Source organism: Nitrospira sp. (genome assembly GCA_024760525.1).
GTDB lineage: Bacteria > Nitrospirota > Nitrospiria > Nitrospirales > Nitrospiraceae > Nitrospira_D.
The window spans coordinates 1936243-1960579 of record CP060499.1 but is presented as its reverse complement, the minus strand read 5'-3'; the positions used below and the strand labels follow the sequence as shown (position 1 = coordinate 1960579).

Here is a 24337-nt window from a genome sequence, read left to right as displayed (position 1 = left end):
TTTAAATCGGAAGATCATAATTGATGCGCACGCCGCCGAAAATCGACCGGATCGGCGTGCCGAAGAACAGGACTTCTTCATACTTCTCATTGAAGATGTTGTCGAACCGAATATAGGCCTGCATATATTTCGTCACGTCATAGCTGGCCGACAAATTCCACACGAGAAAAGACGGGATCGGATTACTATTCCCGACATTGTTAAACCGTTCTCCGACATATCGCCCTTCCAGATTGGCTCGCAATGCTTCAATCGGTTGATAGCTGAGGATGGCTGACCATTGGTTAAACGGCCATTTGGGAACACGGGTGGCCTGGCCATTCTGAAAATTTTCCGTATCTGTGTACGTATAGTGAACCAGCAAATCGAGGCTTTTGGCCCACGGCTGGTCGCGATACAAATGCAATTTGACGCTTGCTTCGAAGCCTCGTGCAGTGGCCAGACCGACGTTCAGGGCACAGAAGTTGGCTCCAAACGGTCCGGTTCCGCAAGCGATAGGATCTTGCGCAGAAAGAATGAGGTCCCGATATCGTGTCCAGAAATATCCCACGCTGACAGTCCCTAGATCATTCGGCAGCGTTTGTTCGATAGCCGCGTCTAATCCCTGGCTTCTCTCCGGCCTCAAGTTAGGGTTGCCAAAATTCGGAAAGAACAGCTGGTTGATCGTCGGAGCGCGAAAGCCGGTTGAATAGCTCCCGCGAAACTTCGTACCCGTTTCCTTGACCAAATACCCGCCGGTCACTCGATAGGTCGTCGCGCTCCCGAACACGTTGTATTCGTCCTGCCGAATCCCGGCGGTTGCAAACAGACGGTCCCAAAGATTTAGTTGCGCTTCGCCGAATCCCGAATGACTGCTGAGGGTCTTGTTCAAAAACGTAGGCGTCTGAAGCAGCAGGTCGGTGTTATCCCCTTTCTGTTCACGAAATTGATATCCACCCGTCAGCAGCAAGGGTTTAGCAACCTGAATGTTGTGCTGCCATTCCACGCGATTACTGGTCGTCTCGATCTGCGAATTGAATGGGAAACCGAGTGGTCCTGTCGCTCCGGTCACCACATTTTGTGCGATGGTTCCCCCAAAACTGACCAGAGATTCAGTCGCCCTCGATAAGGTGAGCTGCTGCGACCACCACGTCGTGATCGGTTGTGAATAGTTCCCCGCGAAGACATATTGCGAGTTTCGTGATCGTGCCCCAAATACATCGGCCGGGTCGGAGGCGAAGGTCACTGAGTTGAATGCAAATCCGTCGAAATTCACACCGCCCCGCAACCATCGAAAGCTGAACTCCAGGCGTCCGTCTTTTGGAAGATCAGCCCCAAGCCGAACCGATCCTTGCCAGTTGTGGTATCCATCGCGCTCCGTTGCACCACGCCGATAGTTGATCGCCGAAAAACCGGCCGTATCCAAGCGAGTGATCGAACCGGAGAAGTCTATGGGTCCTTTCTTGCCCGATAGACTGGCTCCTTCCCGAATGGTATTGAACGAACCGTACTCCGCGAACGCAGACACATTGGGTTTGTCCCGTCCGCGCTTCGTGGTGATGTTGATCACGCCGCCCATGGCATCTGAGCCCCAGAGCATACTCTGGCTTCCACGCAGAATCTCGATCCGTTCGATGTTGTCCGATGTGAGGTTGGCAAAGTCGTAATTGCCGATCGTGGCACTGTTGACGATCGCTCCGTCGATCAACACAAGCGTTTGTTCCGGTGTTCCTCCGCGCATCCGTACATCGACACTCGTACCGAATCCTCCGCTCTGGTTGACCGAAAGTCCTTGAGCCCAGCGCAACGCTTCAGCAACGGTTCTGACTTTTCGCTGTTGCATCTCTTCACCGGTAATCACCTCCACAGCGCTGGTGACTTGCTTTGCCGGAATGGGGGTCTTGGTCGCACTCACCACAACGTTGGGGACTTCGATGACCTCTTGCTGATCGGCCATCGCGATATCCTGCGCAAATGCTGAGAGTAGAGGAGAAAATAGACTGAATAGGAACACGAGAAGACTGCACAACACACACGGACGAACGCGACTCATGGAAACCTCCCTTTGACTCGAAGGGCATCGATAATCCCGGCAGTTGGGTCTCCTGACTTGCGGCTCGTCGTTCGCTCTGCGCCTTCCCATGCACCGAAGCACACAGTGGCATCGTGCAGAGTCACTCCCCGCTTACAGTGGCGGCACCGTGATGGATTTGCACCATCTTCCCCGTCGCTGACGGTATGGTCTTAAAGAATCCCCCCAGAATAATTGTTGCGCACCCACATTCTTGCGCAGGAGAGGGGTGCCTCTCTTCCTGCTGACATCAGTCTGCATCGGCCGATTGAACGCACCCAACCCACTAAACTGTCATCTCCGCAATCACCGTCGGATCACTGCCGAATGTAGTCGATGGAATACTTTGAAGAACGCAGGCTCATGGCGTCAAAATCCCAGTTGAACGTCAGTACCGCGGATTTCTTGGACGTGTGCGCGAGCAGGCGCGTGCCGTCCTGCACGACGAGACTTGGAGCCTTCCAAAAATCCAGCGTCTTCTCCGCTCCGGTTCGGTTACAGACGATCAACGGAAGTCCTGTTTCATGAGTCCGCTGCTCCCACTCCCCGTTCGGACCATGAATGCCGGGTCCCCATGACGCCGGGGACACCAACATCTGCGCGCCTTCGAATCTCAGCGCCCTGGCGATGTTCGACGTATAGACGTCACTACAGATGAGTACACCGACCTTGATCCCATCGCACTCGATCGGAGCGACGCTGTCGCCGGGGCTCGACCATCCCAGTGAATCGCTCACCACATTGATCTTGCGATGTGTGCCCAAAATCTCGCCGGTCGGGCCGATGACAAACACTGAGTTGTAGCACCGGCCGCCCTCCCGCTCCGGGCAGCCGAGAAATACGGTTCGTTTCAAAGTCCTGACCAGTTTGCAGACCTGTTGCATCCAAGGATCGGGTTGCGGCTGTATCCAATCCGACCCGACGACGTGGGCAAACTGAAGCCCGCACACCGCAAGCTCCGGCGTCACGATCCACTCGGCGCCGGTAGCGGCCGCGTGCTTGATGGCCTCGACAATCACGTATCGGTTTCGCTCGATGGCCCCGGGCACCGTCTCAAGATGAAGCAGCGCGATTTTGCCCGCTCTCATATCACGTTCCCTCCGGACAGAGAACGTCCAGGAAGCGTCACCCGAGGCAACCCGGTTCCCGGATGCCGATCCACCAGCACCCGGCACCGATACACGGACTCCAACACCTCCGGTTCAATCACTGCTTCTGGGTGTCCAAGCCGTACGACCTGACCGCGATCCAATAACACAATCCGGTCGCAATATTGGCTGACGAGATTCAAGTCGTGCGACACGAGCACGACGGTCAAGCGGGTTTCCTCTTTGAGCCGGACCAGCACTGAACAGATTTCAACCTGATGCTGCAGATCGAGGAATGCGGTCGGCTCATCGAGCAATAAAACTTTCGGCGTCTGCGCAAGCACCCGTGCAATCATGGCGCGCTGCCGCTCGCCACCGGAAAGATCCGTGACGGCACGATGAGCCAGATGGCCGATGTCCACCGTCATCATCGCCTCGTCGGCAATGGCCACGTCTTCTCGACTTTCCCATCCGAATCCGCTGGTCCATCGGCCACGAGGCCGATGCGGAAAGCGCCCCATGAGGACGGTTTCCGCCACGGTAAACGGAAAGAGCTGTTGGGTATCCTGAGGCACGACGCCAACGGCACAAGCCACCTCTTGTTGAGCCATAGCAGCTAATTCATGCCCGAACAAATCGATGCGGCCTTGCACCGGACGCAGCAGCCGCGCCAACACTTTCAGCAAGGAGGTTTTCCCCGATCCATTGGGACCGACGACACCCAACACTTCACCTGCTTGAACGGAAAAGGAAACGTCATCAAGAATCCACCTGGTCGTATCCGATCCTCTTGACTGGTAGCGGAACCGAACAGCTTGCACGTCATACGCCGGATGTGGCTCGATGACGCCGACCGAGCCGGCAACCCCCTCTTGCTTCGATCGGCTGTCAGACAACTCGCTCACGCCAAACGATCCTTACGCCAGAGCAAGAGATACACAAAAAATGGTCCGCCGGCCAAAGCCGTAATGATGCCTACCGGAATTTCCGCGGGCGATATCAGCGTCCGCGCGATCGTATCGGCTCCCATAAGAAAGGTACCGCCCACCAGAGCCGATGCGGGAAGAAGCAACCGATGGTCCGCGCCGGTCACCAAGCGCACGGCGTGGGGGACGACCATCCCGATAAATCCGATCATGCCGCTGACGGACACGACCGCGCCGGTCACCAGCGCCGTTAACACAAAGATGAACCGCTTCGCCATTTCCGTATCGATTCCGAGAGTGCGAGCCGAATCTTCTCCCAACGCCAAGATGTTGAGGACCCGCATTTGGCTGAACAGAAGGAATAGGCCGATCGAAAGATACACGGCGAGCCCGGCCAGACCACCGTAGGTGGGGGCGGTCAGCGTGCCCATCAACCAAGCCATCATCCCGTACGAACGATTCGGCTCCAGGATCGAGGTGATGAACATGATCAAGGCCGAAAAGATGGCGTTCAGAATCACCCCGGTCAGCAGCAGGCTGTGGATCGGCAACTGCTCATAGCTGGCAGCCATTCGATAGACGACCACCAACGCCAAGAGGCCTCCGGCAAATCCATACGCCGGCAACGCGGCTTCCGCCAAAAACGTGGTGCCCGCTCCAAGCAAGACCCCTACTGCGGCTCCAAGCGCGGCTCCGCTGGAGACGCCGAGCACGTAGGGATCCGCCAACGGGTTCCGTAACAACGCCTGCAAGGCCACTCCCACGGTTGCCAGAGAACATCCGACCAAGAAGCCCAGCAGCATTCTGGGCAGTCGGACGTGCAGCAAAATGGTTGCCACGACATCCGATGTCCCACCGCCGATTTCCTTGCGGCTCACGGCGTCAACAAACACACGGATAATCTCGCCATATGCTATCGGCTGCGCGCCGAAGTGAAGACAGACGAAACTGACCGCGATGGCCGTGAGAGCAAGAATTCCCAAGGTCGTCATCCATCGTGAATGCGTGAGGATGGCACCTTGTGCCACAATGCCTCCGGCTGGATCCACGCGACGAGATTCGTCGGGCAAGACTCCGGCACACGTACCGGACTGAACCGTGGCAGGCGTCTGCTTCAAGAGTTCCTCATGGATGACCGGCACGTTCACCGGGACTGAATACTTCCGGATGGATTGCACGGGCGAGTTGTTCCAAGGCCTCGACGACTCGAGGACCGGGGCGATTCAACAGGTTCGAGGAGACTTCGTGAAAGCGCTGCTGTTTGACGGCCGAGAGTGAGTCCCAGCGCCGCCATTGCTGCTGTTCGCTGCGCGGCACCGTCTCCACCGCGCCGCTGGGAAAGATCAGCACTTCCGGATCGTCCTTCAGCACCGCTTCCATACTCAGTTTCGGATAGGCCATGCCGGCCTGCGCGGCGATGTTGACCCCTCCCGCAAGGCCGATCATCTGGTGGATGAAACTTCCCGGTCCCACGGTAATCAACGGCTGGCTGTTCAGAACATACAGCACCCGTCGCGCCGGCGGTGTTTCGACTTTGCGTCGGATCTCGGCAATCCGTTGACGCATGCTCTGAGTGACCTCATTGGCGGCCGAAATCTTCTCGAAGATTTTTCCCAACGTGTGAATTTGCAGCAGGATATCTTCCACTGTTTGAGCTTCGAGAAAGAACAGGGGAATCTTCAACTGTTCGAGTTTGGCCTGTAAGTCCGGACGGAGAAAATCCCGGGGGGCCAGGACCAATTCCGGCCGGAGGGCGATCAAGGCTTCCGCGCTCGGGTTGGAATATCCCACCTTGGCTTTCGATTTCGCCGCCGCCGGAAAGTCACAAAACTCGGTCACGCCGACGATCTGTTCATCCAGCCCGATCGCAAACAGCATTTCGGTAATGCTCGGAGCGAGCGACACAACGCGGGCCGGCGGCTTGGCAAGGTAGATCCTACGCCCGGCATCGTCCACAAAAGCCCGCGACGACACATGCGTCATAAAGGGCATCCCCGTGAGGATCCCCTGTTGCCGCCGTTTCATCTCAGTGCAATCTCCTCGCTCGCATTCGGCCGCCTGCACAAGAGGCAGGGACATCACAGTCAGGAGACACGCGACAATGACAGAACGATATCTTCGCCATCGATTCAAAAGAAAAAATCCCCAAGGCCTGGACAGACCCTGAGGATTGCACCCGCTCCTTCATCCTCACCTGTTCCCCAGCCTCGAGGGAACAATGGTCACCCTCTCTGAGCAGGTCTTCTGGCTCATGGTTCATCCTACTCCCCGCGCCTTCCCAACATGCACGTGAAGCGCATCTCGTGGATCGTATCTCGCATCAAGACCGAGACGCGTCACGATTCACGAACGACGATTCACGGCCACGTCAGTGGCGTCGACGGGTTTCGTCCCCATTTACAGCGGCGGGACCGCGAGGGCCTTTCACCCTCTTCCCTTACTCAGGAGTTCTCGCGTCCAGCACAATAGGAGAGACCGCCAAATCTTGTCAAGTTCGATCCTGCCCGGCCTTCATGCATCATGAAGCAGTCGGACGCTTGTGAGTGTTCGGCAGGCTATGGTAGTATCCGCACGCTAGCGCCGATTTCATTCATCGGAAAGGGAGTACCACCGTGGCATTACAATGTGAACTTTGCCAAAAGAAGCCCGTATCGGGCAACAACGTCAGTCACGCCAACAATAAGACCAGGCGCGTATTTAACCCCAATATTCAGACGGTTCGCGCCGTGGTCGGCAAAAGCCATCGGCGTATTCGGGTCTGCACCCGCTGCCTGCGTTCAGGGTTGGTTCGTAAAGCAGTCTGAGAGCGTTCTCCTCTCTACCCAGCAGTTACGGCGCCCCCCAGATAGTCCGGCCTCCCCGGTCCACCAACTTAATGGCGGAAGGCTCGTCAGGAGAAAGGGTCAGGGTACGATTACCGTCCTTGCTCCTGAGTACGAGTCCGACTTCGCCGTTTGCATCCAACCCGAGACCGGCCCGGGCTTTCCCCTGTGCATCCAGCAGCAAAAACTCCTCGGCATTCATCCCATTGGGCTTCTGCGCTTCCACCGGCTTGGGGAACAGGAACTGAGTGCTCAGCACGCCACCGGCGGTTCCACCAAGAAATGCCGCCGCGCACAGCACAAGCATTTGTTTGCGCATCACAAGGATCCTTTCGTAAGATCCGGACAAAGAAGGTTCGCCAGGAAAGGAGCAGTCTCCCTGATCTTTTACTTATAGCGCTGCGCGCTTTGAGTAGCTAGTAGGGGAACGCTCAGAATCTCACGAGGGAGTTCCACTCAGATTCGCGTTGAGCTGATCCAAAGGTATTACCGTGGAACGTGGATCAAGCTGTGTACCCACCTACGGTTTAGTGCCGAGAAAGATAAATCCGTTCGTTCTCGCACTATTCAACGCCGCGCTGGTGAGCGTCTTGGTCCCGGCGTCGTACGTTCCAACCCCGTTCAGCGTATCTGTCCCATTGCTGCACGCGGGTTGTCCACCGAATGTCACCGTAATGTTAAATACGTTCCCATGAGTCCGAGGTGAAAACGAACCGGTGAAGGTGCATCCGGTACTGGAACTGCCTGAGATTCCTCCGGTGGAAGTCAAGACAACCGTCACCGTTTCATTCGCGGTGACCGGACCGGTATAGGTTCCCGCAACGGCATTCATATCCGGCGCCGATTCGTAATCGCTGCCGTATACCGTCGTAAAAGTACTCTGCCCACCGATCTGATAGACGATCGTGCCATTCAGACTTTGCTTTATTGCGTAGTTCCCATTGATTGCCGCGTTACGTATTGGCTGTCCCTCTAAATTGAAATCTCTGGCGTTCGAAGATGTGAAGACACCATTTTGCGAACTGCTGTCGCCTTGTATGAGTCCAGCGACAATCGACGGGTCGCCCACTGCGGAATAGAGGACCCAGTACACACCGTCGTCGAGTACAAGCCCGGCAATGGTCCGATTCGTGTCGGTAGTCCCAGTCCAAAACCCCTCGGCGGAGGCTGCCGGGAGAGGTGCGGGAGATGGCGGCGGCGTATCACCATCGCCACTACAGGCGGAAAGACTGACGAGAAGCAATAAGCTAAGAACGTGACTCTGAACCCATCTCAAATGCATGTGTGTTCTCCCTGCATGACACTTGGCCCGAGTCTTAAAAGTAGCGAAGAGTTACTAACAGCCTGTGTAGGAAGACTCCAATCCCTCTCAAGATGGGGTTAGGAGCATTGAACTCTAACTAGTTGGTTCAAAATTGGACGGGGTCGCCGGTTCCCAACGAAATCGTGACTAAAATCGTGGCGGAATGAACGGTAGTCAGAAAGTCACTAGGCTCGCCGCGAGACAAGCTCATGCAGCCTGGAAACACTTGAGGGTTTTATCCGACGACGATTGGGATAACAATCAGAAGAGCCGTCGGCACGAGCAAGTTTGGGTTGGAGCGGGCGATGGGATTTGAACCGCACTCCGTCGCCGGTTCAGCCCTGAATCCTGCTTCCCGGCTCCTGCAGAGGGGGCCAGCCCCCTCGCACACTCCCCACGAAAGGGGCTCACCCCTTTCGAAATCCCCTTGTCCTGGGTTCAAATTCCACTAAATAACAGTGGCAGGTTTGGAGCGGGCGATGGGATTTGAACCCACGACAACTAGCTTGGGAAGCTAGGACTCTACCACTGAGCTACGCCCGCTCGCTCGAAAGGCATCCTACGTGGGCATCAGCTCCAAGTCAAGAAACCAACTCCCATCACTGTCCACGACGATTATCCTCCGCCCCTCATACCCCAAAATTTATGATCTTGTTCCCTTGGGGGGACACGCACAGCAAGGCGATCTGGGCTTGAATCCAGGTGACGCCAGCGTGGACGAGCAAATGGTTCGTAGCCGTAGATGAGACTCACCGGCCCATGATTGTCTCCCAGTAAAAGGGAATCTCATTTTCACTCCTGGGTCTCGACAGCGCCAAACCCGGTTTTGCCGAGAAACACGTACATGAGGCTGATTGTCTCGACGGTCTGATTGTGGAATTCGATGTTGGGATAGCTGGCATCGCGGCGGGAAATAATATATCGGAGAGCGACGCCGTGTGGGCCAAATATCCTGAACGTCAAGGATGTCTCACCTCGTGCGATGTTTTCTTGCCCACGCGGCTCTGCAGACAGAAGACCGCTGACATAATATTCACGCCCGGTGAAGTCGAGCATCGCACGATCTCCGAAGATCAGCCGCAGAGCGAGAAGCCCTTGCCCTATGGTTCCATAGTGGTAGTCACGTTCTTCAGTACGCTGAATGCTGCCGGCTGCGCCATAGCCGGGGCCGGCAAGCGCCACGCCTTGAAGAGCGATCGAACGATACAGCCGGGATTGCCAGATGCTGCCGAACGAAAGGGCGACGCTGGATACCCTGAACACTTGAGGGGAAATATAGTCATAACTGCCAAACAGACCCCATGCCCCACGGGTCGCTTCGCCAAGCCCGTAGGTCGTCCCGAGCAGTAGGCCGCGCGTATTGATGCTTTCCAGCGTATTGGTCGTGACGGCGGTGACCTGAAAGTCAAAATAGTCGAACGGACGTGTGTAGTGATAGCCCGGCTTACCGGGCAGTCCATACGTAAACGTGAAATCTCCAATAACGCCGTGCTCTCGAACGCCCGACGGAACGTTATGACTGCTCGTTGAGACGATGCCGCCGAGTCGCAGACGCAAGAACGTGGCCGGCTGGCGGCTCGGGAAGACTGCGTCGAAACGCTCGCCGAACAGCAGACGGTTGAACCCTGTCGGAGGTGAAAGCACCGCTGCGCCCAGTTCCCGCCAGAAACCGGGCCTTCCATCGTCGGTTTCGAGTAACAGATTCGCCATACGAAAAAGCGGTTCTCCCAGCAATGTTCCGCCGATAGGAGTGGCGATCATGTCGTTGATCGATGGTGATGTTGTTTCCCCTGCCATTTCCCAAACGAAACTTCCGGCGGAACTATACAGCCATGATTCCCAGAAGCTGAGGCCGGCTGATCGGGCGAGCCCATAGTACACACTGCCGCCGTAGGGATGCAGAAATTGGTTGACGGAAAATTGATCGTTGTCCAGAGCCCATTTTGAATGGGTGAGCTGTTGCCAGATCGTATGTCCGTCGGTGCGATAGACGGCCCTGGGATCGATAAAATGTCGGTCATATTGATTGAGGAGGAAGATATAGGCGAGGATCTCACCCGCGGGAATGAGGTAACTGCGGCCGGCACCGGTTTCCCAATTGAGGACCACGCTCTGATTGTTGAGAGTTGTGTGATGGCCTTGCGTCTCGTGTTCGGGAAGGGTCGGGCCCATGAGTTCATCCGTTTGTTTCTCCTTTGGTGGCGAGATAGGGGCTTCAGCCGAACTCATAGTGGGCGCCAAGAGTGTCAATGCGAGGGCGGCGGACAATACGCGACTCATGCTTCTACGAGTGGATAATACCCTAGGTTCTAAAAATACTAGGCAACCCCCTGGATTAAGAAAGTGTCCTCATGCCTCGGTTCTGTCATGAGCGCAACTGGATCCAGTGACGGCTTCTCCCGAGTCTCTACAATTCCAACTTATTTTCTTTTTGTGCCGCACAACCAAACGGAGTCTCATGACCGTAACGGTCTCGGGGTGCGCCGATTCGAAGTGGAATGTCGTTCGCGAGTATGTGCGATGCAAAACTTTTCTCTGCCAAAACTAGGCGACTGCCCAGCTACGCCATACCTCTCCGTATCTATACAGTAACCCCCATGAGTTGACGGCTCTTGACATGCTGAGCGATTGAAGGAGGTTGCGCATGGCTGACTATCGTCAAGGAATTCGAGAACATCTCGCCGCCAGCAGAAAGCGTCTCGAAAAGGGTGCCCTCTCCGAGGGTGCAGCGGAAGCCTTGAGGAGAAAGATCAGAGGTCTTTCTGCCTTGCTGAGGGAAAAACGGGAAAGCTGACGAAGTAAGGCTTGGTCCCGACTGATGTGATGCGGGACCATCAAGTGAGTGTTCAATTAGAAGTCGTCGAACAATCGAAGTTGATGCGGGTGTACTTTTCCCCGCATCCATACCCAAACCTTGGGCTCTGTCTTCGTCTTGGCGGAGGGTGGGCTGGCTGCCAACAAAGCTTGTGCGGAGAGCCATGGTCCTATCAGCTCGAAGTGAGCCAGGTCCCTTTCTCGAAGGTTTAGGTTCCATTGTGAGATCAGTCTGGTTCGTGTGCCCGTAGGTGGCTTCAGATATCGCAGTTGAAAGGACCATTCTCCAGTCCAGTCTATGCCGACCGCGTGAACGACAGCGATAAGACCCTCCGGCATACCGTAACGTTCCGTAGTCTGCTTGAGATAGATTCCTTCCACGATGTCTTCTCGAATGAGCATGTTACCGATGGTTACATAGTTTGTACTCACGGTAAAGCTAGGAGAATTGTTCAAGGGAACACCTCTAAGAGACTTGACTTCCACTCCTTGCTCCGCTAGCACATGCTCTCTTACAATAGGCTTCCCCGTTTGACCTTTAAGGTCGTCAGCTATGGCTTATGTCCTACAGAACCACCGCCCTCTCCGAAGTTTGAATCTTGTGAGATGTGAAGAGCGCCTCCGCGGCGATCCTGGAGCCGTCATGAATCTTTCCCTGACGGTTGGAAATCCATAGCCATGCCGTTGATGCTCGATGATGTGTGCCTAACAAAAATCAGACAAACGCCTGGGAAATGAGTCTCGGCGTCAACGGGTTGGTGTGATGGGCAGCGGGGAATGTCACACGCCGTCATCCTAAGCAGATGGCGATGGAGAATTGAGCTGTGATCTTAACAGGAGCCGGTTTTTCTAAAGACGTGGGGGGATACTCGGCCCAAGAGATGTGGGCACGGATCTTCAATACGCTGTCTGGGCGTTCAAAGAAACGCCTCTGCAGTTTCATGAAAAATTATGATTCCAAGGATATTTCCAATACATTGGATTTTGAAACAATTTATGACTTGGTCATGCAGGGCCGCCATAGCGAAACCATGCTCGATGCAGATCAAATCAAAGGGGATCAAGATGCGTTCTTAAAAGCACTGTCCGATGTATATGAGATCATGGACGATCGAATTCGCGCATGCGGCATTTCGAGAGGAGGAGTAGATTTAAAAAAGCTGGAGGATTTCCTGTGTACGTTGTTTAGAACGGAAACCGTCCGAGGGTTCCTCTTCACGTTAAATCAGGATCTTTTTGTCGAACGGTGGCTTTCGGCTCGCCAAACGAGTCCGACCGATGGATTGTCTCTATACCTACCGGGAATGGATGATCATCCTTTAGATATGCAGGGGGAAGGGCTTACCGACAAAGGCTTCCTCACGTTGCCTAAGGAAGAGACGATACAAACGTATTCGAGGGAGAGAGATACCAAGCCGTCTGCACAAGGTCAGCTGCAATATATAAAACTTCACGGCTCATGGAATTGGCGCAGAGACGATCGCAATAGCGCGATGGCGATTGGTCACATGAAGAGCGCTGTGTTGAAGGACGAACCATTATTCAAGTGGTACTATGACACCTTTGAAGCCGCACTGAGCAAGAATTCACAACGTCTGCTGGTGATCGGATACGGGTTCCGCGATCGACATATCAACGAGGTCATACTGAAAAGCATTGATAATAGCAACCTACAATTATTCGTTGTCGATCCTCGTGCGCCGGAAGACTTCCGGGCTATGCTCATGACCTCTCACGCTGGTGGAGTCAGCTATCCATACAGTGTGAGCGGTATGCGCATTTGGAGTAAGGGTTTGGCCGGTTATGTCCAAGCCACGCTTAGCCAGGTTTTCCCAAAGGATTCATTCGGCGATGAGAACACCCTGGCCATGCAAATACGAGAGATGGTATCTCAGTGAGCTTTTGCTTTTGCGCCATCATGACACCTACTACAACTCATGATAGCCGCTCGTTGCACCTCACGGCTTGAATTCCGCAACGGCGAACTTTTTCTTCCCGATTTTAAGACGGCGTTGTTGATGGGGTTCAAACGAGATTAACTTGTCCGGATTCGTCTCTTTGATTCCATCGACTTCGATTCCGCCTTGAATGATCAAGCGCCTTGCTTCGCTGCCGCTGGAAATCAAGCCTGTTTTTGAGATCAATTTCGCAAGCCTGATACTACTGCCCTCCTGAGCGTCTTTCTCCGCCATATCGTCCAGCTGCAATGCCACATGCGCATCGGGTTTGTCGGGAAATTCCTTGGCCTGAAATTTCTGTTGAAACTCGATTCTCGCCTCTCTCCCGACCTCGGTCCCGTGGTAGCGCGCCACGATCAATTCGGCGAGCGACTGTTTGGCTTCCATGGGATGAAGGGTTTTTACATGTTCCAGGTTCTCGGTCGTCAACAGTTCATAATACCGATGCATCAAGGCATCGCTGATCGACATGATCTTTCCGAACATCTCCCCCGGCTTGTCCTCCAACGCGATATAGTTTCCGACGCTCTTGCTCATTTTCTTCACACCGTCCGTTCCTTCGAGCAACGGCATCGTGATGACGACTTGCGACTCTTGACCGTAATCCCGCTGCAACTCACGCCCCACTAACAGATTGAATTTCTGATCCGTCCCCCCCAACTCCACATCCGCCTTCAGCACGACGGAATCGTAACCTTGCACCAATGGGTACAGGAACTCATGGACGCTGATCGGCTTCTGTTCCTGGTAGCGTTTATGGAAGTCGTCGCGTTCCATCATGCGCGCCACCCGATAGTGGGCGGCCAGCTGAATCAACCCGTCCGCGGACAGTTCACTCATCCATCGACTGTTGAACTCGATCACAGTCTTGGCGGGATCGAGAATTTTGAAGATCTGCCGCTGGTAGGTTTTGGCGTTCTCCTGCACCTGTTCCTTCGTCAATGCTTTGCGTGTCTCGGAGACCCCGGTGGGATCGCCGATCATCCCGGTGAAATCGCCGATGAGGAAGATGACTTGATGACCGAGATCTTGAAAATGCTTCAGTTTATGGATCAACACGGTATGTCCAAGATGAAGGTCCGGCGCAGTCGGGTCGAATCCCGCTTTGACGCGTAAAGGTCGATGTTCAGCAAGAGCTCTCTTGAGCTTCGCCTCCAGCTCGACCCGTTGAATGACCTCTACGGCGCCACGCTGAATCAGATCCAATTGTCGATGTATGTCGTTCATCATCCGCGTTGTTCCATTACCTGCTTGGATTTTGCCGTCGAGACCGTCACGAAAGACTTGAGACGATCGAATTTCTTGGGGCCGATCCCTTTGACTGCACGGAGTTCCTCCAGCGTACGAAAGCCCCCGGTCGATTCCCGAAAGGCAATCACACGTTGCGCCATGACTGCACCGATCCCGGGCAACGACTCAAGTTCGCCGGCACTTGCGCGATTGAGGTCAAGCAAGCGGCGATCCGGTTGTATCGTCGGAGCTTTCTCTCCGATGGTCTCCACCGTCGGGGTCCGGTCATGAAGAACGGGGGAAATCGGAACGACCTCGGCCGGCTTCTCATCGATTGCGCCGGCCCTAGGACTCGGAGACTGCGCATGCCAGATCATCCAGAAACTGACTCCCATCGAAACGAAGAGCATGCCCAGCTTGAAAAGCAGCGATCTGATCATCGGCTTGGCTTCTTTCGGACCAGGTGAATCGCAGCCCCCTCGACATCCTCGGCCGCTTCCATCATACCTTCAGCGAGCGTCGGATGCGCATGGATCATCCCCGCAATTTGTTTCACGGTCGCTCCGACTTGCATGGCCAGCGCTGCCTCATGAATCAGGTCGGCGGCATGAACCCCGAGAATATGGACTCCAAGAATTCTGTCGGTCGCCGTATCCGCAATCACCTTATAAAATCCCGTGGTGTCGCCCGTCGCTTGGGCCTTGCCTAATCCTGAGTAGCGGAAACGACCGACTTTCACGCTCCGGCTGGGATCTTGGCCGCTCTTCTGAGCCCGTTCTCTGGCCTCTTGCTCAGTCAGTCCCACCCGTCCGATCTCCGGCAAGGTAAAGATCCCGGCAGGGATGACGTCGTAATTGATGGCCCGGTGATGCCCCAGAATATTCTCCACGGCCACTTGCCCCTGCATCGATGCGACATGAGCCAGCATGGCCTTGCCCGTGACATCGCCGATTGCATAGATGCCGGACCTATTGGTTTCCATCTTGTCATCGACAAGAATTTCTCCACGCCGCCCGACCTCAACGCCGACCTGTTCCAGCCCAATCCCTCGTGAATTCAGTCCCCGCCCGACCGAGACCAACAACTTCTCCACCGTTTCTGTGCTGCCGTCTTTGAAATGGACCACGACGGTCTCCGGCAACCGTTCAAGACTCTCGACCGTCGTCCCCGTCAGGACCGTGACGCCGCGCTTCTTCAGTTCACGTTCCATCGTCGAGGAAATTTCTTCGTCCTCAAGCGGCAAGACACGTGATTGCAGTTCGACCACCGTCACGCGTGTGCCAAGACCGCTGTACAAGGATGCGAATTCGCACCCTTCGACCCCGGCGCCGATAATGAGGAGACTGGCCGGAATTTGTGTAAGGTCGAGCATCTGCTGACTGGTCAGGATCTGGCGGCCATCGATTGGGAATTGTGGGAGGTTGGGCCAAGAGGACCCCGTCGCGATCACGAGTGCGTCGGCTTGGATCTCCAGAATACCGCCGTCCGGCTTTGTCACCCCAATGGTGCGCTCATTCCTGACGACCCCTTGTCCGGTGACATGTTCGATTCCCCATTCCTTGAAGAGCGTCGCAATCCCTTTCACCAACGTGGCCACAACCTTATCTTTTCGAGAGACCATCCGCGCGAGGTCATAAGTAGCCGGCCCTTGGAGAACCAGCCCAAGGTCACCGGCTTTCTTGACCTTATCGCCGAGTTCAACGACGGACAGAAGCGCTTTGCTCGGGATGCAGCCCCAGTTCAGGCAGACGCCGCCCAATTTCTCCCGCTCGACGACCGTGACACGGCTACCGAGTTGAGCCGCGCGGATCGCCGCGACATATCCGCCGGGCCCGGCCCCAAGAACAGCGATGTGGGTTTGGAGAGCCATAACAAGGTTGAAGTGAAGGTTGCGGTCAGACGCGCAAACACGAAACGCCGCGGCTCAACCTTGGCATCAACTCTTCTTTTGGCCGGCAAGAAACGCTTCGTACTGTGTGGCCGTCATCAGCTGATCGACTTCTCCCTGATCGGCAAGGTCGATGATTGCGATCCAGCCTTTGCCGTATGGGTCGGAATTCACTACTTCGGGATGATCTTTCAGCTCGGTATTGATCTGTATCACCGTTCCACTCACCGGCGTATAGATGGTCGAGGTCGTTTTTGTCGACTCGACTTCCCCGATCTGCTGACCGACCTTGACCGTCGCGCCGACTTTGGGCAGATCCAAAAAAACAATATCCCCTAAGGCATCCTGCGCAAAGTCGCTGATACCCACGGTGGCCCGTTTCCCGTCGAGTCGAACCCATTCATGTTCTTTGTGAAATCGCAAATCGGATGGAATCATGTCGGCTCCCTATGAAGAAAGTCTAGGATACGGTCAGGATGGCAAAGTTCCTCGGTGCCTAATGAATTACAGCCTCAGTCGTAAACTTTTGAGGATGGTAGTTTGGGCTGACCGGCATTGTCAAGGAACGATCCTGCAGAGAGGTGGACAGATAATGGAGGAACAGCGCCGATGCTGCTCCTCCTACCCAGATTGGACGAGTACGGAACGGAGATGACGAGATCTAACGAGAAAGGTTCAGCTGAAGATCTCCATGCCGGAGAAGAAATATCCGATCTCGAATTGCGCGGTTTCGGGTGAATCGGAACCATGGACGGCGTTGAACTCGATGTTCGTTCCGTGCGCTTTACGGATGGTCCCGGCATCGGCTTTGGCCGGATCCGTCGCTCCCATCAGTTCGCGGTTCTTCTTGATGGCATTCTCACCCTGCAACACCAGGACCACCGCAGGCCCGGACGACATGAAAGCACAGAGACTCCCGAAGAATGGTCGGGCTTTATGCACCGCATAAAAGCCTTCCGCCACTGACTGGGACATCCACATCATTTTCATAGCGACCGGCTTCAAGCCCGCCTGCTCATAGCGATGAAGAATGTCTCCGACGGCGTTCTTTTTGACAGCGTCCGGCTTGATGATTGCCAACGTTCTTTCACTCATGATCTCTACGGTTCCTCCAGATAGCTAAAGTATTGATTGAACGGCGCAGCACATTATAGGGGGGCCTCCATCTCCCTTGCAAGCATCCGATAGCTGAGCAGCAGGACATTTCGCTGATTCCGCTAAGCTCTACAATTGCCGTTCGATGACCACGAGCATGCGAAACGCCAGAAGCCGGCCCAGCCGCTCCAGCATCCGCTCCAGCCGTAGGATCGGCGTCACCAACCACTCCGGCAAGAGAGAGGGATGGTCAAAACCACCACTCAACGGATATGCAACGCAGGCCATTCGTCGGACGTGTCGAAGAGACAACCTTGGATACCGCGCATGGAAGTGAGACCGATTCCGCTCGAACAGGAGCGTTGCGACGGCTTGATTGGCGTCAAACGGCCGGCGTTCCGGCTGGGAAGGTTTGAGAACGAGGGGGTCTTGCGTGTAATCCACCGGTTCCGGATGAAACCACCGATAGATCGGCCACGATATCCACGAGATATATGGATCCATCACGATGATCCGGCCGCCGACTCGGAGTGTCCGCTGTGCCTCATCAAAAAAGAGCGACACGTTTTCAATGTGATGCAAGGAGTCGAAGAGAACCAGATTCGCCAGCGAATCCGACTGAAAGGGCAGTCGCTGCGCATCCGCCACCACGTTCAACCAGGGCACCAGGACCACGTCGGTACAACAGACTCCGGGCACATGCTCTTTCAGATTGCCGGTTCCTCCACCGAGTTCGACCGTACGTCCGGGCACGAGCCAGGCGACAATCTCCCGATACCAATCCCCATAGAGCCGCCGAAGCACAGGCTTGTGCCGCCATAGGTCTCGGTGCCGATGCAACACCTCACCGGACATTACACCGCCTTCAGGCGAAAGAAACCGTACACCGTCATCTTCAACAATAGCCAGCCGTGCCTAAACCGTTGGATGTTGGTACTCCCATAGGTCCGCGCTTCATAGCGGATGGGAATCTCTAAAATATGCAGGTTTAATTTCGACGCGCCGAACAACAAATCGAAATCCCCAAAGGGGTCAAACTCGCCGAAATACTGCCGATCGGCGGCCAACCGTTCGTAATCGCGCCGAAACAACACTTTGGTTCCACAGAGCGTATCTTTGATTTTCTGGTTCAGGAGCCAAGAAAATGCGAGCCCGAAAAGCTTATTGCCGATCAAATTGAGCGAACGCATGGCTTGTGCCTCCATGGGATAGACGAGGCGGCAGCCGTTGATGAACTCGCCCTTTCCACTCGCGATCGCCTCATAAAACTTCGGCAGCGCTTCGGGCGGCATCGTCAGATCCGCGTCCAAAATCATGAGCACATCGCCCCTGGCGTGGGCAAAACCTTCGCGCACGGCGTCGCCCTTGCCCTTCCCATTCTGCACGATCATCTTGATGTCCTTGCCAGGGTAAAAGGCCATGACACGCCGAATCTCGTCCGGCGTTCCGTCGGTCGAATGCCCGTCGACAAAAATAATCTCCTGGCGGCCGCCGAACCGCGGGATTCGCCTGAGTGCGGCGTCGATATTTCCCCGTTCATTCCGACACGGAATGACGATCGTCGTCGAATACGGGCGCTCCGGCCTCCGTAGTCGAGGCCGCGCCACCACATAGTGGCAAAGACACAAGGCCCGGAGACCCGGCAGATAGGCCAGAAGTTTGTTGCACAATGAAGAGAGAAGCGGGACACGCTTCGGCAACAGGAGTCGCCGCTCCACCTTCACCACATCGAAGTCAGCCAGAAACAGGAGGTTGGCGATGTCTTCCGGAGAAAGCCAGTTTTGCTCGCGTTGCGGCATTTTCAGCCCGACCTTTTCACAGAATCGAAGAATCGGCTCCCATAAATGGCTATAGTAAGACACGACGATTCTCGTATGAGCCGCACAGGCTCGGCGGAGACGTCTCAAGGCCGCCTCAACATCGAGCAAGTGGCCGACCACGTCGGCCAGAATGATGACGTCGAAGGTTTCTTCAATGTCCAGCGTTTCCACGTCTCCGACACGGAACTCCAAGGTGGGATGCCGATGAGCCGCCTCCTTGACCATCTCGGCACTCAAGTCGATGCCGACTCCACGACGAGGCTTCAGCGCGGCCAGCAGATTCCCCAAGCCTGACCCAATTTCCAAGATGCTCAGCCCTTCAGGGACGAGGAACCTGAAATAGCGGGTCTGATCGTCATAGTACGCTCTGGCTTTCTTTTCCCAGAACGCACGGAGCCCGGCGCAGGCGTCAAAATGATCGCGGATGGCCTGTTTCCTAGCATCCGCCTGAGACTTGCCCCTCGCCTGAAATGGATTGGGAGCCTCTTCAAAGATCAGCTCCGCCGAGTCGAACAGTCTATGAAGTCGAGCCGGTTCCATTGACCTCCGTGCAGGAAATCCCGCGATTCACAGTACCACCAGCCTGAGAAAGTAGCACGTGATTTCAAATACTTAGGCATGGATTCCACGGGTCGGATACACTAGATCGACACAGGATAACGGTAGGGGTCATTCACTCCCTACCCATACTTGGCAAGGTTACAAAGGAGGCTAGTATGGTGGTTATCGTCGTATTTGTTGTCTGTGTTGGATTATTGATTGCCGCGTCCACCCTCCTCATGAACGATTACTAACAGGAGCCCCGTTATGCACAGTACATCCACGATATAGGGATAGCGTGGCCGGCAAGTGCAATTGTTGACGGCTTAAGCAGGGTCAGCCAAGCAGGTTCGTGTAAAGCGGGAGAGCCGTTAATCAGAGGCAGTTGGAAACGCTTCAAATTCCGACATCAGCGCTCACATTCGAGGCCATATTGTTTGCGAATGCCTTCTGCCACACTCGGTGGTTCTTTGGTGAGAAGCGCACAGGTGGTGAAATTTCCAAGGACCTTCTTCTTGCTTTTGTCGATGTAGGTCCAATCGACGATCTCACTCTTCGCAAACGTGTAGGATTGCCCCTTCTTGACGGAACGTAGCATCGGAAGGTTGTCGATCCTCCCCGACCACATGTCCCCTTGTGATTTGAGGTTCGAGATCCACAGATACTCTTGGCTCTCTCCTTCACTCACTCTCACCTTGACCGAATACTGGTCGGTATCGGGCGGTGGCGTCGTCGCTTTCTTGAGAAAATCGTCCAAACCCGCGCGAGCGCGCTCCATGGCTTTCTGCATCGCGGGCTCTTCGTCGTTCATCTCAACCGCATGATCCTTTTTGGCTTTGTCGGTGAACGATTGTGAAAACGCGCATGGCGCCGCGAGCAGCCCCGTCAGGACGACGCTAACTACCATATACCGCTGCATACAAACCTCCGGTGGACCGAAGCATGTTCTGAATAAGGTGAACTCCTGACTTGTCGGCCATATTTAACTTGTCGGAAACCGTAAAGCAAGATCGACTATTCAATCAGCGCCGACACCTGTCTCAGTTTTCTGTTAGTCTTTCTTCATGCCTTCGCGCCACAACACCCGCTCCATTCGCGCTCGTCACCACCATCCGTTCAAACTGATGGTACGCTTTGCTGGTCGGCGTTGGGTTGAGCTGAAAGCCTTTCTGCGCGCCGTCACAAGAACGCCGCCGCTGCCGAGGATAGGACTCGGGTTGGTTCTCTTCTGGTTGGGATTGCTCGCCGTCAATTGGGTGTACCATACGATCGACAAGCCGACGGAATTATTTTTTCCCGTGGAGAATGCACTGGATAAGAGTCCGCGCGCAACGTGGCAAGAATACGGAAGCCTGTTCAATGAACATTCAACGCCGACCGTCGCACCCGAATTGCTCGCGGCCTTGGCTCAGGCTGAGGGAGCCGGCAACCCTGTCGCTCGAACCTACTGGCGCTGGCGAGTGTCTGCATGGAATCCCTTGGAATGGTACCAGCCGGCTTCGACTGCGGTCGGCATGTTTCAAATCACCGACGGAACATTTCAAGAAGGAAAACACTACTGCATCCACAACCACCAGGTTGTTACCGATGGACCATGGTATGACTTTGATTCCTGCTGGTTCAACAGCCTCTATACCAGGGTGCTCCCGAGCCACGCGATCGAGTTGACGGCTGTGCTCCTCGACCGCCAGGTGGCACAAGCGATTGGGAACCGGCAGGCGACCCTTGAGCAGAGGCGGAATCTCGCCGCGGTGATCCATCTATGCGGCGCCGGCGCGGGCCATGATTACGTGAAGCGGAAGTATCAGCTGAGCTCCCATCAACGATGCGGCGATCATGACGTGCGGACATATTTGAGAAAGATCCAGACGCTCACACAGCAGTTCACTTCACTCAAAGCATATTGAGGCCTGCGTCCGTTAAGATCCTACCTGGTATCGTATAGTCCCCGCCGTCGTTCATGGTATGGTGGCCACGGCAATCCGACATTGACCCGCGAGCGTACGCGTTCATGATTTCAGACGGATCGAGACCGTTGCGCAAAACGGTGCTGGCCGGCGCGGTCGGAAACGTGCTGGAATGGTATGACTTCGCCCTGTTCGGATACTTCGCGCCTGTCTTGTCTCTTCTCTTCTTTCCTTCTTCAGATCCGTCATTGTCGTTGATCGCCACGTTTAGCGTCTTCGCCGTCGGATTTCTCGCCAGGCCTCTCGGCGCGTTGCTGTTCGGATATTGGGGTGATACACGAGGCCGGCGCGAGGCGCTTGCTTGGTCCATTCTCCTCATGGCACTGCCTACTTGTCTTGTCGGCATGTTACCCACTTATGCCCAAATCGGTCTCGCCGCGCCGCTCGCGCTCACCGCTCTGCGCTTTCTTCAGGGCCTGTCCGTCGGCGGTGAATTCACCGGCTCGGTCACCTTTCTCGTTGAACATGCGGCGCCGGCGGAACGAGGGTACATCGGCAGTTGGGCAGGCTTCAGCGCGCAAATCGGTGCATTGCTGGGATCCGGCATCGGCACCGTGGCGGCCGCGAGCCTCACAGCCGAGGCGCTTCAAGAATGGGGATGGCGCATCCCGTTTCTCTCCGGAAGTCTCATCGCATTGGTCGGATGGTATCTGCGGCGGCGCATCCCTGAGTCACCGGCTTTCGAACGACTTCAACAAACAGGATCGGTTTCATCTTCACCGGTACGGGAGCTTCTCCTCTCGCACCGTGCGCCCCTCCTGCAAGTGATTGGCCTCGTGTTGCTGCACGGCGTCGCGTTTTACATGTTCTATGTCTTTCTCCCCACCTATCTGACCAGAGTGACTGATCTGCCGATGGGCACCACGCTCACCATCAACACCCTATGCATGGCTCTGTTGGCGATCCTGATTCCGGTGATGGGAAAGTTGTCTGATCGAGTCGGGCATCGATGGATACTGGCCGGCGGCGCCGCAGGACTCGCCCTTGGAACAGTCCCGTTTTTCTTGTGGCTGAGCAGCGGTCAGATCGCGCTGATTGTCGCGGCTCAAACCCTGATTACGGTGTTTGTAGCCGCCTACATGGGTCCCTTCTTCGCCATCGTCGCGACTCTTTTTCCCGTCTCGCGCCGATACACCGGACTTTCCCTCTCGTATAATATGGCTGCAGCTTTATTCGGCGGGACAGCGCCGTTACTGGCCACCATTCTCATAGAACGAAGCGGCAATATCCTGGCTCCCGGCTGGTACGTCAGCCTGTGCGCCATCCTGTCTTTGATCGTGCTGTCCACCATTCGCGAGGAGACTCAAGCGCGCACTCATTGACAGGACCGGCCATGCATACGGTATCTTTTGCGAGCAACGCACTCACGGTATGACCGATCAGACGAGTTCACCTCCAACTCTTTCCGGCCCGCCGGTCTCTCGGTGGTGGGGATTCTTCCCGGATATTCGTCGGGACAGCCTCGGTTTTCTCCTGCGATGTCAGGCTTATGGTGACGTGGCCAAGGTCCCGATGGGATTGGTCGCCGAATTCCTTTTACGGGAGCGGAGGCTGGTCTTCTATGTGCTCAACCACCCCGCCGACGTCAAACACGTGCTCGTGACCAATCAAGACAATTATCGAAAGGCCCCGGTCCCGCCGGTGGAATCTCGAATTTTTGGCCAGGGCGTGCTTCATACGGAAGGCGAAATCCACCACCATCAACGGCGGCTCTTCCTCCCATTTTTTCACGGAGACCACGTCAGCTCCTACGCCGACCTGATTTCCACGAAGGCTCGCGACCTCGTTGCAGACTGGCATGACGGGATGACCGTCGATATCGGCCGGGAAATGACGGGCCTCACTCTTTCGATTATCTGGCGCCTGCTCTTCGGACAGGACATCGAATCTGAGGCTCACGGCGTCAAGAGCGCCATCACCGTCGGCCAACAGCTCGTCAAGTTTCAGTACAATTCGCCGCTGGAGCGATTGACTCCTCTCTGGGTTCCAACGTCACTCCATCGCCGATTCCTGCTGGGTCACCGTTCGATGGAGGCGATCATTCACCGATTCATTCACGAGCGGCGTACGGCTTCTCATCAGCATGACGACGTGTTGTCGTTGCTACTGGCCGCGAAGGACTCAGAAGGCCGCCCTTTGCGCGATGAGGAAATCCGCGATGAACTCATGACCTTCTTGCTCGCCGGTCACGAAACCACCGCCAATGCCCTGACCTGGACATGGTTTCTCCTGTCGCAATTTCCGTCGGTTCGCGACCGTCTGGCCCAGGAGCTCATGACTGTTGTCGGCAACAGCCTCCCGACCGCGGCGGATGTTCCTCGCTTGCGGTATACCAAGATGGTCTGGGACGAGGCATTGCGTCTCTTTCCTCCTGCTTGGATCCTCCATACCCGCATCGGGCAGGCAGAGGACCGGCTTCCATCGGGCGCGGTGCTTCCAGCGCGCGCTCGGGTTTTTATCAGTCCATGGAATCTGCATCGGAATCCGCGCTGGTTCCCCGATCCTAACCGATTCGACCCTGAACGGTTCTCTGAAGAGAATAAACGGACCCGTCCGGCCTTCACCTACTTTCCATTCGGCGGCGGGGGCCATCGGTGCCTCGGCGAGTCCTTCGCCGAATTGGAAGGGCTGTTGATCTTGGCGACGATGGCGTCGAAAATCCTATTACGTCTAGTCGATGGACAACCGATCCAACCGGAACCTTTCATGACCTTGCGCCCGAATATCCCGGTGCAGATGACGGTTCAACGAGTCGAAATCGCGGAACCGCACCCCGTCATCGCGTAAGACATCCTTCTCGCCTTCTCCCTTCTAGGCATCGTGGTGTTGATATGGT

Annotated in this window: 22 protein-coding genes, 1 tRNA gene and 2 riboswitches; of the genes, 6 read left to right on the top strand and 17 right to left on the bottom strand. The window is 55.6% G+C overall.

Annotated features, from left to right (window positions below):
* Position 1: 1 nt before the first annotated feature.
* From H8K04_09135 to H8K04_09115, 5 genes are all read right to left on the bottom strand, one after another.
* Positions 2-2032 (bottom strand): TonB-dependent receptor, encoded by a 2031-nt coding sequence (locus H8K04_09135; GenBank protein ID UVT17667.1) that lies wholly within the window; start codon positions 2030-2032, stop codon positions 2-4.
* A 24-nt stretch (positions 2033-2056) separates the two neighbouring features.
* Positions 2057-2251: riboswitch (cobalamin riboswitch) on the bottom strand.
* A gap of 116 nt (positions 2252-2367) precedes the next feature.
* Complete coding sequence (locus tag H8K04_09130) at positions 2368-3138, bottom strand: carbon-nitrogen hydrolase family protein (protein ID UVT17666.1); 771 nt, start codon at positions 3136-3138, stop codon at positions 2368-2370.
* Complete coding sequence (locus H8K04_09125) at positions 3135-4034, bottom strand: ABC transporter ATP-binding protein (GenBank protein UVT17931.1); 900 nt, start codon at positions 4032-4034, stop codon at positions 3135-3137. The genes H8K04_09130 and H8K04_09125 overlap by 4 nt, the downstream gene beginning before the upstream one ends.
* A 5-nt stretch (positions 4035-4039) precedes the next feature.
* Positions 4040-5056 carry an iron ABC transporter permease gene (locus tag H8K04_09120; GenBank protein UVT17930.1) on the bottom strand — a complete coding sequence of 339 codons (1017 nt, stop codon included), beginning with the start codon at positions 5054-5056 and terminating at the stop codon, positions 4040-4042.
* Positions 5057-5189: 133 nt separating this feature from the next.
* On the bottom strand, positions 5190-6089 hold the full coding sequence (locus tag H8K04_09115; GenBank protein UVT17665.1) for a cobalamin-binding protein: 900 nt from the start codon (positions 6087-6089) through the stop codon (positions 5190-5192).
* A gap of 191 nt (positions 6090-6280) precedes the next feature.
* A riboswitch (cobalamin riboswitch) is annotated at positions 6281-6545 on the bottom strand.
* Positions 6546-6676: 131 nt separating this feature from the next.
* Here H8K04_09115 and H8K04_09110 point away from each other — a divergent pair.
* Positions 6677-6868 carry a 50S ribosomal protein L28 gene (locus tag H8K04_09110; GenBank protein UVT17664.1) on the top strand — a complete coding sequence of 64 codons (192 nt, stop codon included), beginning with the start codon at positions 6677-6679 and terminating at the stop codon, positions 6866-6868.
* 25 nt (positions 6869-6893) lie between these two features.
* Here H8K04_09110 and H8K04_09105 read toward each other — a convergent pair whose 3' ends face one another.
* From H8K04_09105 to H8K04_09090, 4 genes are all read right to left on the bottom strand, one after another.
* On the bottom strand, positions 6894-7205 hold the full coding sequence (locus H8K04_09105) for a hypothetical protein (GenBank protein UVT17663.1): 312 nt from the start codon (positions 7203-7205) through the stop codon (positions 6894-6896).
* 201 nt (positions 7206-7406) lie between these two features.
* Complete coding sequence (locus H8K04_09100) at positions 7407-8168, bottom strand: hypothetical protein (protein UVT17662.1); 762 nt, start codon at positions 8166-8168, stop codon at positions 7407-7409.
* Between the two features lie 489 nt (positions 8169-8657).
* Positions 8658-8732, bottom strand: a tRNA-Gly gene (locus H8K04_09095).
* Between the two features lie 249 nt (positions 8733-8981).
* Positions 8982-10469: a DUF3943 domain-containing protein gene (locus tag H8K04_09090; protein UVT17661.1), complete on the bottom strand. Its 1488-nt coding sequence runs from the start codon at positions 10467-10469 to the stop codon at positions 8982-8984.
* Positions 10470-10833: 364 nt separating this feature from the next.
* Here H8K04_09090 and H8K04_09085 point away from each other — a divergent pair, with 364 nt between their 5' ends.
* Positions 10834-10983, top strand: a complete 150-nt coding sequence (locus H8K04_09085) for a hypothetical protein (GenBank protein ID UVT17660.1) — start codon at positions 10834-10836, stop codon at positions 10981-10983.
* Positions 10984-11827: 844 nt separating this feature from the next.
* Positions 11828-12901, top strand: a complete 1074-nt coding sequence (locus tag H8K04_09080) for an SIR2 family protein (protein UVT17659.1) — start codon at positions 11828-11830, stop codon at positions 12899-12901.
* A 60-nt stretch (positions 12902-12961) separates the two neighbouring features.
* Here the strand turns inward: H8K04_09080 and H8K04_09075 are convergent, their stop codons facing one another.
* The 8 genes from H8K04_09075 to H8K04_09040 all read right to left on the bottom strand — a co-directional run bounded on the left by H8K04_09075 (position 12962) and on the right by H8K04_09040 (position 20453).
* The gene (locus tag H8K04_09075; GenBank protein ID UVT17929.1) at positions 12962-14188 is read right to left on the bottom strand and encodes a tyrosine--tRNA ligase; all 1227 of its coding nucleotides are present in this window, start codon (positions 14186-14188) and stop codon (positions 12962-12964) included.
* Entirely contained in the window at positions 14188-14631 is a 444-nt protein-coding gene (locus tag H8K04_09070; GenBank protein UVT17658.1) for a helix-hairpin-helix domain-containing protein, read from the bottom strand. Before H8K04_09070 ends, H8K04_09075 begins: the two co-directional genes overlap by 1 nt.
* Entirely contained in the window at positions 14628-16061 is a 1434-nt protein-coding gene (gene lpdA / locus H8K04_09065) for a dihydrolipoyl dehydrogenase (GenBank protein UVT17657.1), read from the bottom strand. The genes H8K04_09070 and lpdA overlap by 4 nt, the downstream gene beginning before the upstream one ends.
* Before the next feature lie 66 nt (positions 16062-16127).
* Positions 16128-16517, bottom strand: coding sequence for a glycine cleavage system protein GcvH (gene gcvH / locus H8K04_09060; GenBank protein UVT17656.1), 390 nt, complete (start codon positions 16515-16517; stop codon positions 16128-16130).
* Between the two features lie 237 nt (positions 16518-16754).
* Positions 16755-17177 carry a nucleoside-diphosphate kinase gene (gene ndk / locus H8K04_09055; GenBank protein ID UVT17928.1) on the bottom strand — a complete coding sequence of 141 codons (423 nt, stop codon included), beginning with the start codon at positions 17175-17177 and terminating at the stop codon, positions 16755-16757.
* A 126-nt stretch (positions 17178-17303) separates the two neighbouring features.
* Complete coding sequence (locus H8K04_09050; GenBank protein UVT17655.1) at positions 17304-18029, bottom strand: methyltransferase domain-containing protein; 726 nt, start codon at positions 18027-18029, stop codon at positions 17304-17306.
* Complete coding sequence (locus tag H8K04_09045; protein UVT17654.1) at positions 18029-19534, bottom strand: glycosyltransferase; 1506 nt, start codon at positions 19532-19534, stop codon at positions 18029-18031. The genes H8K04_09050 and H8K04_09045 overlap by 1 nt, the downstream gene beginning before the upstream one ends.
* A 409-nt stretch (positions 19535-19943) precedes the next feature.
* Entirely contained in the window at positions 19944-20453 is a 510-nt protein-coding gene (locus H8K04_09040; GenBank protein UVT17653.1) for a DUF2314 domain-containing protein, read from the bottom strand.
* Between the two features lie 205 nt (positions 20454-20658).
* Between H8K04_09040 and H8K04_09035 the strand changes: the two genes are divergently transcribed.
* The 3 genes from H8K04_09035 to H8K04_09025 all read left to right on the top strand — a co-directional run bounded on the left by H8K04_09035 (position 20659) and on the right by H8K04_09025 (position 24288).
* Positions 20659-21441 (top strand): transglycosylase SLT domain-containing protein, encoded by a 783-nt coding sequence (locus tag H8K04_09035; protein ID UVT17927.1) that lies wholly within the window; start codon positions 20659-20661, stop codon positions 21439-21441.
* A 104-nt stretch (positions 21442-21545) separates the two neighbouring features.
* A complete protein-coding gene (locus tag H8K04_09030) occupies positions 21546-22823 on the top strand; it encodes an MFS transporter (protein ID UVT17652.1) in 1278 nt (425 codons plus the stop codon).
* A gap of 49 nt (positions 22824-22872) precedes the next feature.
* Positions 22873-24288: a cytochrome P450 gene (locus tag H8K04_09025; GenBank protein ID UVT17651.1), complete on the top strand. Its 1416-nt coding sequence runs from the start codon at positions 22873-22875 to the stop codon at positions 24286-24288.
* Positions 24289-24337: the final 49 nt, after the last annotated feature.

Excerpts from the sequence above, each read along its gene's own strand:
- H8K04_09130 (UVT17666.1), bottom strand. The coding sequence starts at position 3,138 with ATGAGAGCGGGCAAAATCGCGCTGCTTCATCTTGAGACGGTGCCCGGG.
- H8K04_09025 (UVT17651.1), top strand. The coding sequence starts at position 22,873 with ATGACCGATCAGACGAGTTCACCTCCAACTCTTTCCGGCCCGCCGGTC.
- H8K04_09040 (UVT17653.1), bottom strand. The coding sequence starts at position 20,453 with ATGCAGCGGTATATGGTAGTTAGCGTCGTCCTGACGGGGCTGCTCGCG.
- H8K04_09090 (UVT17661.1), bottom strand. The coding sequence starts at position 10,469 with ATGAGTCGCGTATTGTCCGCCGCCCTCGCATTGACACTCTTGGCGCCC.
- H8K04_09075 (UVT17929.1), bottom strand. The coding sequence starts at position 14,188 with ATGAACGACATACATCGACAATTGGATCTGATTCAGCGTGGCGCCGTA.
- H8K04_09120 (UVT17930.1), bottom strand. The coding sequence starts at position 5,056 with ATGACGACCTTGGGAATTCTTGCTCTCACGGCCATCGCGGTCAGTTTC.
- gcvH (UVT17656.1), bottom strand. The coding sequence starts at position 16,517 with ATGATTCCATCCGATTTGCGATTTCACAAAGAACATGAATGGGTTCGA.
- H8K04_09050 (UVT17655.1), bottom strand. The coding sequence starts at position 18,029 with ATGTCCGGTGAGGTGTTGCATCGGCACCGAGACCTATGGCGGCACAAG.
- H8K04_09035 (UVT17927.1), top strand. The coding sequence starts at position 20,659 with ATGGTACGCTTTGCTGGTCGGCGTTGGGTTGAGCTGAAAGCCTTTCTG.
- lpdA (UVT17657.1), bottom strand. The coding sequence starts at position 16,061 with ATGGCTCTCCAAACCCACATCGCTGTTCTTGGGGCCGGGCCCGGCGGA.
- H8K04_09030 (UVT17652.1), top strand. The coding sequence starts at position 21,546 with ATGATTTCAGACGGATCGAGACCGTTGCGCAAAACGGTGCTGGCCGGC.
- H8K04_09115 (UVT17665.1), bottom strand. The coding sequence starts at position 6,089 with ATGAAACGGCGGCAACAGGGGATCCTCACGGGGATGCCCTTTATGACG.
- H8K04_09135 (UVT17667.1), bottom strand. The coding sequence starts at position 2,032 with ATGAGTCGCGTTCGTCCGTGTGTGTTGTGCAGTCTTCTCGTGTTCCTA.
- H8K04_09070 (UVT17658.1), bottom strand. The coding sequence starts at position 14,631 with ATGATCAGATCGCTGCTTTTCAAGCTGGGCATGCTCTTCGTTTCGATG.
- H8K04_09105 (UVT17663.1), bottom strand. The coding sequence starts at position 7,205 with ATGCGCAAACAAATGCTTGTGCTGTGCGCGGCGGCATTTCTTGGTGGA.
- H8K04_09085 (UVT17660.1), top strand. The coding sequence starts at position 10,834 with ATGGCTGACTATCGTCAAGGAATTCGAGAACATCTCGCCGCCAGCAGA.
- H8K04_09045 (UVT17654.1), bottom strand. The coding sequence starts at position 19,534 with ATGGAACCGGCTCGACTTCATAGACTGTTCGACTCGGCGGAGCTGATC.
- H8K04_09100 (UVT17662.1), bottom strand. The coding sequence starts at position 8,168 with ATGCATTTGAGATGGGTTCAGAGTCACGTTCTTAGCTTATTGCTTCTC.